This is a genomic window from Spiroplasma endosymbiont of Dioctria linearis (assembly GCF_964030865.1).
In the GTDB taxonomy this organism is placed as follows: Bacteria; Bacillota_I; Bacilli_A; order Mycoplasmatales; family Mycoplasmataceae; genus Spiroplasma_A.
On record NZ_OZ034984.1, the window covers coordinates 227,963 to 242,933 of the forward strand.

13 protein-coding genes are annotated in these 14,971 nt (G+C 22.5%); all 13 read left to right on the forward strand.

Annotated features, from left to right (window positions below):
* Positions 1-44: 44 nt before the first annotated feature.
* The 13 genes from AAHM84_RS01000 to AAHM84_RS01060 all read left to right on the forward strand — a co-directional run bounded on the left by AAHM84_RS01000 (position 45) and on the right by AAHM84_RS01060 (position 14,942).
* Positions 45-221, forward strand: coding sequence for a hypothetical protein (locus tag AAHM84_RS01000; protein ID WP_342259051.1), 177 nt, complete (start codon positions 45-47; stop codon positions 219-221).
* A 1,169-nt stretch (positions 222-1,390) separates the two neighbouring features.
* On the forward strand, positions 1,391-3,241 hold the full coding sequence (locus AAHM84_RS01005) for a lipoprotein (protein ID WP_342259052.1): 1,851 nt from the start codon (positions 1,391-1,393) through the stop codon (positions 3,239-3,241).
* A 16-nt stretch (positions 3,242-3,257) separates the two neighbouring features.
* Positions 3,258-5,015: an ABC transporter permease gene (locus AAHM84_RS01010; RefSeq protein ID WP_342259053.1), complete on the forward strand. Its 1,758-nt coding sequence runs from the start codon at positions 3,258-3,260 to the stop codon at positions 5,013-5,015.
* A 3-nt stretch (positions 5,016-5,018) separates the two neighbouring features.
* Positions 5,019-5,936, forward strand: a complete 918-nt coding sequence (locus AAHM84_RS01015; RefSeq protein WP_342259054.1) for an ABC transporter ATP-binding protein — start codon at positions 5,019-5,021, stop codon at positions 5,934-5,936.
* A 558-nt stretch (positions 5,937-6,494) separates the two neighbouring features.
* Positions 6,495-6,638, forward strand: coding sequence for a hypothetical protein (locus tag AAHM84_RS01020; protein WP_342259055.1), 144 nt, complete (start codon positions 6,495-6,497; stop codon positions 6,636-6,638).
* 156 nt (positions 6,639-6,794) lie between these two features.
* The gene (locus tag AAHM84_RS01025; protein ID WP_342259056.1) at positions 6,795-6,986 is read left to right on the forward strand and encodes a hypothetical protein; all 192 of its coding nucleotides are present in this window, start codon (positions 6,795-6,797) and stop codon (positions 6,984-6,986) included.
* A 407-nt stretch (positions 6,987-7,393) separates the two neighbouring features.
* A complete protein-coding gene (locus tag AAHM84_RS01030) occupies positions 7,394-9,241 on the forward strand; it encodes a lipoprotein (protein ID WP_342259057.1) in 1,848 nt (615 codons plus the stop codon).
* Between the two features lie 16 nt (positions 9,242-9,257).
* On the forward strand, positions 9,258-11,015 hold the full coding sequence (locus AAHM84_RS01035) for an ABC transporter permease (protein ID WP_342259058.1): 1,758 nt from the start codon (positions 9,258-9,260) through the stop codon (positions 11,013-11,015).
* A 9-nt stretch (positions 11,016-11,024) separates the two neighbouring features.
* Entirely contained in the window at positions 11,025-11,942 is a 918-nt protein-coding gene (locus AAHM84_RS01040) for an ABC transporter ATP-binding protein (protein WP_342259059.1), read from the forward strand.
* An 870-nt stretch (positions 11,943-12,812) separates the two neighbouring features.
* A complete protein-coding gene (locus tag AAHM84_RS01045) occupies positions 12,813-13,247 on the forward strand; it encodes a hypothetical protein (RefSeq protein ID WP_342259060.1) in 435 nt (144 codons plus the stop codon).
* 178 nt (positions 13,248-13,425) lie between these two features.
* A complete protein-coding gene (locus AAHM84_RS01050; RefSeq protein ID WP_342259061.1) occupies positions 13,426-14,001 on the forward strand; it encodes a lipoprotein in 576 nt (191 codons plus the stop codon).
* 210 nt (positions 14,002-14,211) lie between these two features.
* Complete coding sequence (locus AAHM84_RS01055; RefSeq protein WP_342259062.1) at positions 14,212-14,451, forward strand: hypothetical protein; 240 nt, start codon at positions 14,212-14,214, stop codon at positions 14,449-14,451.
* A gap of 329 nt (positions 14,452-14,780) precedes the next feature.
* A complete protein-coding gene (locus tag AAHM84_RS01060; RefSeq protein WP_342259063.1) occupies positions 14,781-14,942 on the forward strand; it encodes a hypothetical protein in 162 nt (53 codons plus the stop codon).
* Positions 14,943-14,971 lie beyond the last annotated feature (29 nt).

Genomic DNA, 14,971 nt, shown 5'->3' on the forward strand with positions numbered 1-14,971 from the left:
TAGAACAAGATTATAATTGTATTAGCAAAAGAGGTTGCATTTAAATGAAATACTTAAATGAGTTAAAAATTCAAACTGTTAATGATTATATTAATCCTATTAAATTAAAAGATATTGCAATTAAATATATTATAAAAGATAATTCAAGTCTCTTAGATTGATATCAAAAATGTCATGAGTCATCTGTTATTAAAGTATTTGATAGGAAAAAATATAGTTAAACCAATGAAGTTGGACTTAAAAATAAAGTTAGTAAATATAGCAAAGAAAATAAAGAAATAAAAAAGCTTTTTAAATTAGAAGCAAAAATTAAGCGAAGGGCATATTTAATAGAAGTTAAGAAGGAAAAAAGGGAAAGAGAATAGGTAGAAAAACAAGTTGAATTATTAAAAAAGTTCATAGCATTATTTCTAATAGTTTATCAAAAGGTTAATAAAAAACCATATACAAAAAAATATCATTCGGATATATAAAACAGTATATGAATTATCGTTAATAGGAAATGATGCAATGCAAAATTCTCTAATTTATTGTGTTGGTTATCGTAGTTATACTAATTGAATTAAAAGAGGAAAACTCGAATATAAAAGACAATATCGCATTCATGCCAAAGAAGTTTGGGAGAGTATTTAATCAAGGAAGTATTCTATATTTGGTGTCGAGAATGCTAGATTAAAAATATTAAGGGGCTTCAATATAAATTTTTCGAGAGAGACAATTATTAAACTCAGAAAGGAAGGTTTATTAAAAGTAAAAAAAGAAATAGTTTCTACTAAATCAAAAACAGGAATGGCAATAAGTAATTATAAAAGAAATACATCATTTGATCTTATAAAAGGAGAATATAGATTTGATAAATATTTAAAAAAATGGGAATTGATGGTCGTGACTTAAAAATATTCATATTAGTGGAGTTAAAACGAAACACTTATTTTTATCAGCATATGACTTTTACTTTAATGAAATTAGTTATCAGTTGGCAAGTCTGAAAATATAAAAGTAACTCTTGAAATGCTAGAAAGTTTAATAAGAAAAAGAGGTTTTAGTTTGAATAAACAAAATTTTTATAGATAGTGACTTAGCTTTTTCACTTACAATTAAAGAAGTAGAAAAATTTTGTAATCAACATAATATACTTAGGTCAAGTTCAGTCTCAGGATTTCAAACAAATCAAGTTGTAGTGCAAATACATAGATGACTCAAAAAGTGTTTTAATTAAATATGTTTTTACTCGCTCAAAAATTTATTTTTATATCTTAAAATAACTACTACACTTAAAAATGTTTTAAGTTTAATAAAAAATTTTTAAGTGTTTTAAATTACTTTACTTTTTTTTTTTTTTTTTAATAATCTAAAAATAGATTATTAAAAAATAATCAAGGAGGATAATATGAAAAAATTATTAAGCTTATTAGCTGCTTTTAGTTTAGTTACAACAAGTAGTGTAACTGTAGTTTCTTGTGGAGACAAAACAGTTGTTTCCCCAATTATTGAAGACAATAGTCAATTAATTAAGGAGTTAAAAACTGAAACTAATGAAATTTTTAAAAAACACTTAAAGAATAATGTTTATAAAAATTTAATTAGCTTACCAGAAATGGAAGTAAATAATAAGTTTTTAACTAAAAATAAAATTAAGCAGTATCAAGGTAAAACAGTAGGAGAAATTGATTCATATGATTTACAAAAATTAGAAATAGATATGAATAAAGTTTTAGATATTAATGAATTAACAAAGTCACTAAATCAATTGAAAAATATAAACAAATATAAAATTCTTTTAAATGATGTTGATAGTTTAATTAAAAATGTAATTTTTGATTGAGAATCATTAGTAATTAAGGCTTATGAAAAAGAAAGAATATATTTAGGGAATGTAATTATGGATTATAAAATTGAAGTTCAATATAAAGGAGTCAAAGATATTGAAACTTTTAATATCAGTGATAATTTTAAGTATACTTCAACAAATAATGAAGCTTTGAAAAAAGGAAGTGATGACTTTTATAAAGGAATTGCAAAAGATTATTTTTCATCAGAAGATGCTCTTGATAAAAAACATACAAATTTAAAATGAAATGAAATTAAGGATTCTAAAGATGAATCAGATGGTTATGGAACCTATGAAACTGAGTTTAAAAAACATTATCAAGAGAAAGCTAAAACAAATGGTTTTGAAACTTCAATGACAAATTTTATTAAAAATAATTATTTTAGTGAAATAAGTAGTACATTGCCGCTTTCTTTTGAAGGAGATTTGATTTATAAATCATCTGACATGAATAAATACTCGCTGTTTAAATCAATAAATACCGGAAAAACTTATAATGATTCAAATTCAATTAAATTAGATTATAAAACTGCTGAGGGAAGAATAATGCTGAATACTGTTTTTAGAAATGATCCAAATAAGTCAGAAACTCAACAAGCATTAGTAAATAGTTATTTTACAAATGATAATTATAAAATTTGAGAAGAGCAATATAAACTTGCAAAAGAAAATTTCCTAAAAGAATTATCAATTGATAAAGAATCTTCAATTGTTCAGGCAAATGAATTTAAAAGTTCTTTAGCATTAGGATATGTTAATTTAACTGGTTTATCAATTAATTTAGCAGATGGTGGCTATATTCATGAATTACCAGATTTTAGAATAGCTGTTAATTATTTAATTGATGTTAAACAGTCTAATAGTAAAATATTAGATAACTTAGCTAAATTCTCTGTGAATAGTTTAAAGGCTTGACATAAAACAATGGGAGTAGTTTATGGTTATGAATATCCAGAATATAATTCTGCTCAGGATTTCCTGATGGTCATTAAAAGCTCAAAACTGACTAATGAATTTGTAGAAAAAAGTAAAAATAAAGTTCCAGGTTGAAGTGATGATAACACAGCCAAATTTAATTGAAATTTTGGTTTAAGTGATAAATTTGATTTTAAAGAAGATAGATTAAATATGTTAAATCAAGCAAAACTTCCTGAAGATTCAATATACACAATACAATTCCAGAATAAGAACTTTGTATTTCCAACTAGTAGATGAACCCATACAGACTTTGAATGAATTACAGAAAAAAATGGACTAAGTTTAAAATGACATAAAGCATATGAAGGAAATATCACTAACAATAATATTATGCTTTGAGACTTAGGCTATATCAATTTTTATATTGATTTAGATCAAATTACATTAGGTTGTAAAACATTAGGTCAAAAGGACTTTATTAAATTCATCTAATGGAATTTTATATTTAATGAAAAAAGTGATACCAGGAATTTGAATAATCAAATATAGTTTTAAATCTATTATAAAAGAGCGATCTTTTATAATATTTAATGGACTATATTTACTATTTTCCTTATTAATAGCAATCTACTCAGTTTTTCAAAAGAATAATAGTAGTTTCTTATTAATTTTTGACTATTATGTTTTATTAACTATATTTATAATATTATTTATTTTATGTTTGCGATTAGCTCAATATTTTTATGTAGTAAAAAGAGATGATATGACTTTAAATATAATAGTCACTCAGCAGTTATCAAGAGCCAAATTATTTAGTTATCAATTTATGGCATTTATTTTATTAATGTTTTTTAATATATCAATTACGTATTTATTGATAAATCTTATTAATATGCTTTTTTTAGTGCAAGTAAATTTCTTTTTACTAAGAGTTACAACTACTTATTTTGTTTATGCTTTTATAAGCTGTTTATTTTTAATTAATTTTTTTCTACTAATATCTTTATTTGCAAATATTCAAGTTTCGACTATTATAGCGACTTTAATATTGGCAAGTTCCTTTATTAGTAATTTACCTTATACTTTTTTAATCCAAGGTGAAGAAAATAAAAACATAACTTTTTCTTATAAAAATGCAAATACCGCTATGTCAGTTAATGAGATATATGATTCTTATAATCTTAAAAATCAAGTTTTAAATAAAAAAATTAAATATTCTAATTTGAGTTTTGAAATATATAATAATTTTATAGATAATCAATTTGAAACAGACCCTAATTCAATAAATAATAATTTTAACAATGCTTCTAGCATTCAAAAAAGAATTAATTTTTGAATGGATTTGGGAGTTGTAGAAGAAAAACAACAGATAGTAGAATTAAATGAGCCTACAAAAATTATTGCAGTAAATAATAATTCACAATTATCAAAATGAAAAGGTGATGAAGTTAATTTAAAGTTTGAATTAAAGTATAGATTCTTAACAATTGAAGAGTTAGAAAATAAAATTAAAGTAAATTTTTTTAGTAAAGAAAAGGAAAAAATTATTAAAGAGTTTATTGAATTTACAAATTTTATAACAAAAGTTAATAATAATTTTCAAGATAAATTTTATGATTTATTTGATGTATTTATTTTTCTTAATGAAAAATATAATATTGAAAAAAACTACATAAAAAATGTTACAAAACCACAGGAAGAAAAGATGTTATTAAAAGATAAAGACATAGTAGAAATTTATCAAAGTTATTTCTCATTTTCTGATAATAAATTAAGATTAGAAAGTTCTAAAGTAAGTAATTTAATACAAGAAACACTATTTTTCCCTACAATGTTAAGTATTAGAATTTTAGAAAACTATTTTATACGTTATACAAATAATATGGTTATTTTTGAAAATAGCACTGTAATTAAAAACGAAAATTGAACAAAATATATTAAATCAAGAAATTTATATAATATTTCATTTCAGTTTAATTTTATTTCCAATATGTTGCAAAATTATACATATTTTGGGGGGAGAAGCTATGATCATATTTGATTTGAACCAGAGAGCTCAAGTAAAATATATTTTAATAGGCAAGATAACTTGTTTATTTCTCAACCATCTTATGCATTTAAAATTAATTCAGAAAATAAATTAGACTCTCAAACATATAATAATTTTATTGCACCTTATTATTATGTAATTTTTCAAGCCATGATTGCTATTATTAATTATTATGTTGCAAAAAATAAATTTAGAAAGTTAGATTTAACAGGATAAAGTATGGAACAAATAATAAAATTTGAAAATTATATAAAAAAATTTAAAAAGAAAGTTATTGGTCCTTTGAATTGCTCAATTCAAAAAGGAAGAATAACAGCTTTGCTTGGAAGTAGTGGGAGTGGTAAAACTGTTATAATCAATTCACTATTAGGAATAATCAAGGAATTTAAAGGAGATATTAAAATTGAAAATATCTCTAGAAAAAAGGGTAAATACTTTTTAGTAAATAGCAAAATAGGCTATTATACTCAGATGGATTTTTCCTTATATGTTGTAAGTGCCTATAAGTTTTTATTGGATATGTGTATAATGATGGGTCTAACTAAAGTTATTTCAAGAAAAAGAATTGAATATTGAATGAAATATTTTGATATTTGAGAGTCAAGAAATAAACCAATTAAAAGTTTTTCATGAGGAATGAAAAATAGAATGAATTTAATATTGTGCTTTATTAAAGAACCAGAAATTCTTATTCTTGATGAACCTGGAGCTAATTTAGATTCATATTGAAGAAATAAAATTAAAATATTATTGATGGATGCTAAAAAAGATGGCAAAACAATAATAGTTACTGTTCATAATATTGATGAAATAGCAGATATTATTGATGATTTTATAATTATTGATAATGGGCAAAACATTTTTAATGGTTCAGCTGAAAAACTAAATGTTTACTCAAAATATAAAGTATATATAAGTGAACAATTTGAAGTACAAAACTTTAGAAATTTTTTATCAACTAATAATATAAAATCATTTAAATATGATGAAATTGAAAACTCTTTAGTAGTTGCAATTGAAAATTTTAAACAATTAAACTTCCTATTTTTATATTTAATTAAAAATAATTTGCCCTTAAAAAACTTGCTTAAATTGCCAATTAATATGGAAGCTATTTATAAAGCTTTGGAAAATTAGTTTTATATTTAACTTTAATTATTAGGGGTAGGTATTGGGGGGTCTAAGTACATAGGTCTCCCATTTTTATTTATATAATTCCGAACAAAATTATAATTGTATTAGCAAAATAGGTTTTATTTAAATGAGTTAAAAACTCATGCTGTTAATGATTATATTAATGGTATTAAATTAAAAGATATTGCAATTAAATATAATATAAAAGCCAACTGAAGTATTTTAGATTGATATCAAAAATGTCATAAGTCATCTGATATTAAAGTATTTGATAGAAAAAAACGTAGTTAAACCAATCAAACTAGACTTAAAAATAAAGCTAGTAAATATAGCAAAGAAAATAAAGAAATAAAAAAACTTTTTTAAATTAGAAGCAAAAATTAAGTGAAGTGCTCATTTAATAGTAATTAAGATGGAAAAAAAGGAAAGGGAACAAGTAGAAAAACAAATTGAAATATTTAAAAAATTTATAGTCTCATTTCTAATAGTTTATCAAAAGGTTAATAAAAAACCATATACAAAAAAGATATCATTCGGATATATAAAACAGTATATGAATTATTGTTAAGGAAAAGTGATGCAATACAAAATCTTCTAATTTATGATGCTGGTTATCGTAGGTATATTAATTGAATTAAAAGAGGAAAACTTGAATATAAAAGAAAATATCATATTCATGCCAAAGAAGTTTTAGAGAGTATTTAATCAAGGAAGTATTCTATATTTGGTGTCGAGAATGCTAGATTAAAAATATTAAGGGGCTTCAATATAAATTTTTCGAGAGAGACAATTATTAAACTCAGAAAGAAATTTTTATTAAAACTAAAAAAGGAAAGAGTTTCTACTAAATAAAAAACAAGAATGGCAATAAGTAATCATAAAAGAAATCCATCATTAGATCTTGTAAAAGGAGAATATAGATTTGCTAAATATTTTAAAAAGTTGAAATTGATGGTACGGGATTTAAAAATATTTATATTAGTGGAGTTAAAACGAAACACTTATTTTTATCAGCATATGACTTTTACTTTAATGAAATTAGCTTTAAGTTAGCAAGTCTGAAAATATAACAGTAACTCTTGAAAATCTAGAAAGTTTAACAAGAAAAATGGTTTTAGGTTAAATAAAGAAAATTTTTATACATAGTGATTTAGGTTTTGCACTTACAATTAAAGAAACAGAAAAATTCTGTAATCAAAATAATATACTTAGGTCAAATTCAGTCTCGCGATTTAAAGGAAATCAATTTCTAGACCAAATACATAGATGACTCAAAAAGTATTTTAATTAAAGGTACGCTTATTCGCTCAAAAAATTTTTATATCTTAAAATAGTCACTACACTTAAAAATGTTTTAAATTTAATAAAACATTTTTAAGTGTTTTAAATCACTTTGCTTTTTTTTTTTTTTTTTAAATAATCTAAAAATAGATTATTAAAAAATAATCAAGGAGGATAAAATGAAAAAATTATTAAGCTTATTAGCTGCTTTTAGTTTAGTTACAACAAGTAGCGTGACTGTAGTTTCTTGCGGAGACAAAACAGTTGTTCTTCCAATCATTGAAGACAATAGTCAATTAATTAAGGAGTTAAAAACTGAAACTAATGAAATTTTTAAAAAACACTTAAAGAATAATGTTTATAAAAATTTAATTAGCTTACCAGAAATGGAAGTAAATAATAAGTTTTTAACTAAAAATAAAATTAATCAGTATCAAGGTAAAACAGTAGGAGAAATTGATTCATATGATTTACAAAAATTAGAAATAGATATGAAGAAAGTTTTAGATATTAATGAATTAACAAAGTCACTAAATCAATTGAAAAATGTAAACAAATATAAAATACTTTTAAATGATGTTGATAGTTTAATTAAAAATGTAATTTTTGATTGAGAATCATTAGTAATTAAGTCTTATGAAAAAGAGAAAATATATTTAGGGAATGTAATTGTTGATTATAAAATTGAAGTTCAATATAAAGGAGTCAAGGATATTGAAACTTTTAATATTAGTGATAATTTTAAGTATACTTCAACTAATAATGAAGCTTTGAAAAAAGGAAGTGATGACTTTTATAAAGGAATTGCAAAAGATTATTTTTCCTCAGAAGATGCTCTTGATAAAAAACATACAAATTTAAAATGAAATAAAATTAAGGATTCTAAAGATGAATCAGATGGTTATGGAACCTATGAAACTGAGTTTAAAAAATATTATCAAGAGGCAGCTAAAACAAATGGTTTTGAAACTTCAATGACAAATTTTATTAAAAATAATTATTTTAGTGAAATAAGTAGTACATTACCGCTTTCTTTTGAAGGAGATTTGATTTACAAATCATCTGACATGAATAAATACTCGCTGTTTAAATCAATAAATACTGGAAAAAGTTATAATGATTCAAATTCAATTAAATTAGATTATAAAACTGCTGAGGGAAGAATAATGCTGAATACTGTTTTTAGAAATGATCCAAATAAGTCAGAAACTCAACAAGCATTAGTAAATAGTTATTTTACAAATGATAATTATAAAGTTTGAGAAGAGCAATATAAACTTGCAAAAGAAAATTTCCTAAAAGAATTATCAATTGATAAAGAATCTTCAATTGTTCAGACAAATGAATTTAAAAGTTCTTTAGCATTAGGATATGTTAATTTAACTGGTTTATCAATTAATTTAGCAGATGGTGGTTATATTCATGAGTTACCAGATTTTAGAATAGCTGTTAATTATTTAATTGATGTTGAACAGTCTAAAAGTAAAATATTAGATAACTTAGCTAAATTCTCTGTGAATAGTTTAAAGGTTTGACATAAAACAATGGGAGTAGTTTATGGTTATGAATATCCAGAATATAATTCTGCTCAAGATTTCTTGATGGTCATTAAAAGCTCAAAACTGACTAATGAGTTTGTAGAAAAAAGTAAAAAAGCTCCAGGTTGAGGTGATTTATGATCAGCCATATTTAATTGAAGTTTTGGTTTAAGTGATAGATTTGAATTTACAGAAGATAGATTAAATATGTTAAATCAAGCAAAACTTCCTGAAGATTCAATGTACACAATAGGATTCCAGGAAAAGAACTTTGCATTTCCAGCTAGTAGATGAACATGGACAGACTTTGATTGAATTACAGAAAAAAATGGACTTAGTTTAAAATGACATAAAGCACCTGATAAAGAGATCACTAACAATAATATTATGCTTTGAGACTTAGGCTATATCAATTTTTATATTGATTTAGATCAAATTACATTAGGTTGTAAAACATTAGGTCAAAAGGACTTTATTAAATTCATCTAATGGAATTTTATATTTAATGAAAAAAGTGATACCAGGAATTTGAATAATCAAATATAGTTTTAAATCTATTATAAAAGAGCGATCTTTTATAATATTTAATGGACTGTATTTATTATTTTCCTTATTAATAGCAATCTACTCAGTTTTTCAAAAGAATAATAGTAGTTTCTTATTAATTTTTGATTATTATGTTTTATTAACTATATTTATAATATTATTTATTTTATGTTTGCGATTAGCTCAATATTTTTATGTAGTAAAAAGAGATGATAAGACTTTAAATATAATAGTCACTCAGCAGTTATCAAGAACTAAATTATTTAGTTATCAATTTATGGCATTTATTTTATTAATATTATTTAATATATCAATTACGTATTTATTGATAAATATTATTAATATGCTTTTTTTAGTGCAATTAAATTTATTCTTATTAAGAGTTACAACTACTTATTTTGTTTATGCTTTTATAAGCTGTTTATTTTTAATTAATTTTTTTCTACTAATATCTTTATTTGCAAATATTCAAGTTTCAACTATTATAGCTACTTTAATATTGGCAAGTTCTTTTATTAGTAACTTACCTTATACTTTTTTAATCCAAGGTGAAGAAAATAAAAGTATAACTTTTTCTTATAAAAATGCAAATACCGCTATGTCAGTTAATGAGATATATGATTCTTATAATCTTAAAAGTCATGTTTTAAATAAAAAAATTAAATATTCTAATTTGAGTTTTGAGATATATAACAATTTTATAGATAATCAATTTGAAACAGATCCTAATTCCATAAATAATAATTTTAATAATGCTTCTAGTATTCAAAAAAGAATTAATTTTTGAATGGATTTGGGAGTTGTAGAAGAAAGGCAACAGATAGTAGAATTTAATGAACCTACAAAAATTATTGCAGTAAATAATAATTCACAATTATCAAAATGAAAAGGTGATGAAGTTAATTTAAAGTTTGAATTAAAGTATAGATTCTTAACAGTTGAGGAGCTAGAAAATAAAATTAAAGCAAATTTTTTTAGTAAAGAAAAGGAAAAAATTATTAAAGAGTTTATTGAATTTACAAATTTTATAACAAAAGTTAATAATAATTTTCAAGATAAGTTTTATGATTTATTTGATGTATTTATTTTTCTTAATGAGAAAGATAATATTGAAAAAAACTACATAAAAAATGTTACAAAACCACAGGATAAAAAGATGTTATTAAAAGATAAAGACATAGTAGAAATTTATCAAAGTTATTTCTCATTCTCTAATAATAAATTAAGATTAGAAAGTTCTAAAGTAAGTAATTTAATACAAGAAACACTATTTTTCCCTACAATGTTAAGTATTAGGATTTTAGAAAACTATTTTATACGTTATACAAATAATATGGTTATTTTTGAAAATAGCACTATAATTAAAAATGAAAATTGAACAAAATATATTAAATCAAGAAATTTATATAATATTTCATTTCAGTTTAATTTTATTTCCAATATGTTGCAAAATTATACATATTTTGGTGGAAGAAGCTATGATCATATATGATTTGAACCAGAAAGTTCAAGTAAAATATATTTTAATAAGCAAGATAACTTGTTTATTTCTCAACCATCTTATGCATTTAAAATTAATTCAGTCAATAAATTAGACTCTCAAACATATAATAATTTTATAGCACCTTATTATTATGTAATTTTTCAAGCCATGATTGCTATTATTAATTATTATGTTGCAAAAAATAAATTTAGAAAGTTAGATTTAACAGGATAAAGATAAAGTATGGAACAAATAATAAAATTTGAAAATTATATAAAAAGATTTAAAAAGAAAGTTATTGGTCCTTTGAATTGCTCAATTCAAAAAGGAAGAATAACAGCTTTGCTTGGAAGTAGTGGGAGTGGTAAAACTGTTATAATCAATTCACTATTAGGAATAATCAAGGAATTTAAAGGAGATATTAAAATTGAAAATATCTCTAGAAAAAAGGGTAAATACTTTTTAGTAAATAGTAAAATAGGCTATTATACTCAGATGGATTTTTCATTATATGTTGTAAGTGCCTATAAGTTTTTATTGGATATGTGTATAATGATGGGTCTAACTAAAGTTATTTCAAGAGAAAGAATTGAATATTGAATGAAATATTTTGATATTTGAGAGTCAAGAAATAAACCAATTAAAAGTTTTTCATGAGGAATGAAAAATAGAATGAATTTAATATTGTGCTTTATTAAAGAACCAGAAATTCTTATTCTTGATGAACCTGGAGCTAATTTAGATTCATATTGAAGAAATAAAATTAAAATATTATTGATGGATGCTAAAAAAGATGGCAAAACAATAATAGTTACTGTTCATAATATTGATGAAATAGCAGATATTATTGATGATTTTATAATTATTGATAATGGGCAAAACATTTTTAATGGTTCAGCTGAAAAACTAAATGTTTACTCAAAATATAAAGTATATATAAGTGAACAATTTGAAGTACAAAACTTTAGAAATTTTTTATCAACTAATAATATAAAATCCTTTAAATATGATGAAATTGAAAACTCCTTAGTAGTTGCAATTGAAAATTTTAAGCAATTAAACTTCTTATTTTTATATTTAATTAAAAATAATTTGCCCTTAAAAAACTTGCTTAAATTGCCAATTAATATGGAAGCTATTTATAAAGCTTTGGAAAATTAATTTTATATTTAACTTTAATTATTAACAGTAGATATTGGGGGGCTAAGTACATAGGCCTCCCAATTTTTTTGTTTTATAATTTAGAATAAGATTATAATTGTATTAGCAAAAGAGGTTGCATTTAAATGAAATACTTAAATGAGTTAAAAATTTAAACTGTTAATGATTATATTAATCCTATTAAATTAAAAGATATTGCAATTAAATATATTATAAAAGATAACTCAAGTCTTTTAGATTGATATCAAAAATGTCATAAGTCATCTGTTATTAAAGTATTTGATAGAAAAAAAACGTAGTTAAACCAATCAAACTAGACTTAAAAATAAAGATAGTAAATATAGCGAAGAAAATAAAGAAATAAAAAAACTTTTTAAATTAGAAGCAAAAATTAAGCGAAGTGTCATTTAATATAAGTTAAGAATGAAAAGAGCAAAAGAGAACAGGTAGAAAAACAAGTTGAAATATTTAAAAACTTTATAACTTCATTTCTAATAGTTTATCAAAAGGTTAATAAAAAACCATATACAAAAAAATATTATTCGGATATATAAAACAGTATATGAATTATCCTTAATGAAAAATGATGCAATAAAAAATTCTCTAATTTATGGTGTTGGTTATCGTAGTTATACTAATTGAATTAAAAGAGGAAAACTCGAATATAAAAGATAATATTATATTCATGCTAAAGGAGTTTTAGAGAGTATTTATTCAAGGAAGTATTGTATATTTTGTGTCGAGAATGCTAGATTAAAAACATTAAAGAACTTCAATATAAAGCTTTTAAGAGAGACAATTATTGAACGCAGAAAGGAAATTTTATTAAAACTAAAAAAGAAAATAGTTTCCACTAAATCAAAAACAGGAATGGCAATAAGTAATCATAAAAGAAATACATTATTAGATCTTATAAAAAGAGAATATAGATCTGATAAATATTTAAAAAAAATTGAAATTGAAGGTACCTGATTTAAAAATATTTATATTAATGGAGCTAAAAATAAACACTTATTTTCACCTGTATATGACTTTTACTCTAATGAAATTAGCTCATATTCAGTTGGCAACTCTGAAAATATAACAGTAACTCTTGAAATGTTAGAAAGTTTAATAAGAAAAACGGGTTTAGGCTGAATAAAGAAAATTTTTATACATAGTGATTTATCATCTGCACTTATAAGTAAAGAAACAGAAAAATTTTGTAATCAGAATAATATACTTAGGTCAAATTTAGTCTCACGATTTAAAGGAATTAAATTTCTAGAGCAAATACATAGATGACTCAAACAGTATTTTAATTAAATGTACCTTTATTCGCTTAAAAAATTTTATTATACTTTAAAATAACCACTACACTTAAAAATGTTTTAAATTTAATAAAACATTTTTAAGTGTTTTAACTTAATTTGCTTTTCTTGATTTTTTTTTTTTTTTTTATAAAATAAAAAAAGATTATTAAAAAATAATCAAGGAGGATAAAATGAAAAAACTATTAAGTTTATTAGCTGCTTTTAGTTTAGTTACAACAAGTAGTGTAGCTGTAGTTGCTTGTGGAGATAAAACAGTTACTCCCCCAATTATTGAAGACAATAGTCAATTAATTAAGGAGTTAGAAACTGAAACTAATAAAATTTTTGTAGAGCACTTAGAGAATAATGTTTATAAAAAATCAATAATAGAAGCAGATAATAAGTTTTTAACTAAAAGTAAAATTAAGCAGTACCAAGGTAAAGCAGTAGAAGAAATTGATCCATATGATTTACAACAATTAGAAATAGATATAAAGAAAATTTTAGATATTAATGAATTAACAAAGTCACTAAATCAATTAAAAAATGTAAACAAATATAAAATCCTTTTAAATGATGTTGATAGTTTAATTAAAAATGTAATTTTTGATTGAAAATCATTAATAATTAAAATCTATGAACAAGATGGTTTTGATTTAGGGAAAGTAATTGTTGATTATAAAATTGAAGTTCAATATAAATATAAAGGAGTCAAAGATATTCAAAGTTTTAATATCAGTAATATTTTTAGGTATACTTCAAAATAATGAAGCTTTGAAAAAATGAAGTGATGACTTTTATAAAGAAATTGCAAGAGATTATTTTTCATCAGAAGATGCTCTTGATAAAAAAATACAAATTTAAAATGAAATGACATTAAGGGTTCTAAAGATGAATCAGATGGTTATAGTAATTATGATGCCTAGTTTAAAAAATATTATCAAGAGAATGCTAAGTCAAATGGTTTTGAAACTTCAATGACAAATTTTATTAAAAATAATTATTTTAGTAAAATAAGTAATACATTGCCACTTTCCTTTGAAGGAGACCTTATTTATAAATCTTCAGAAATGAATAAATACTCATTATTTAATACAATAAATACTGTAAAAAGTTATAATGATTCAAATTCAATTAAGCTTGATTATAAAACTGATGAAGGAATATTAATGCTGAATACTGTTTTTAAAAATGATCCAAATAATTCAGAAACATAACAATCATTAGTAAATAACTACTTTACAAGTAAGAAATATAAAATCTGACAAGACCAATATGCTATTTCAAAACAAAATTTCTTAAAAGAATTGTAAATTGATAATGAATTTTCTATTGCTCAAGCAAATGAGTTCAAAATCTCATTGGCACTAGGATATGTTAATTTAACTGACTTATAAATTAATTTAGCAGATGGTAGCTATATTCATGAGTTACCAGATTTTAGATTAGTTGTTAATTATTTAATTGATGCTCAACAATCAGATAGTAAAATTTTAGATAATATGGCTAAATTTTCTGTAAATAGTTTAAAGGCTTGACATAAAAAATGGGAGTTGCTTATGGTTATAAATATCTTGAATATAATTCTGCTCAAGATTTCTTGATGATCATTAGATGTTCAAATTTAACTAGCAGATTTATTGAAAAAGATAAAACAGTATCTTGACATAGCAATAACTCATTCATTCTTATTTGAATTTTGGTTTAAGTGATAGATTTGAATTTACAGAAGATAGA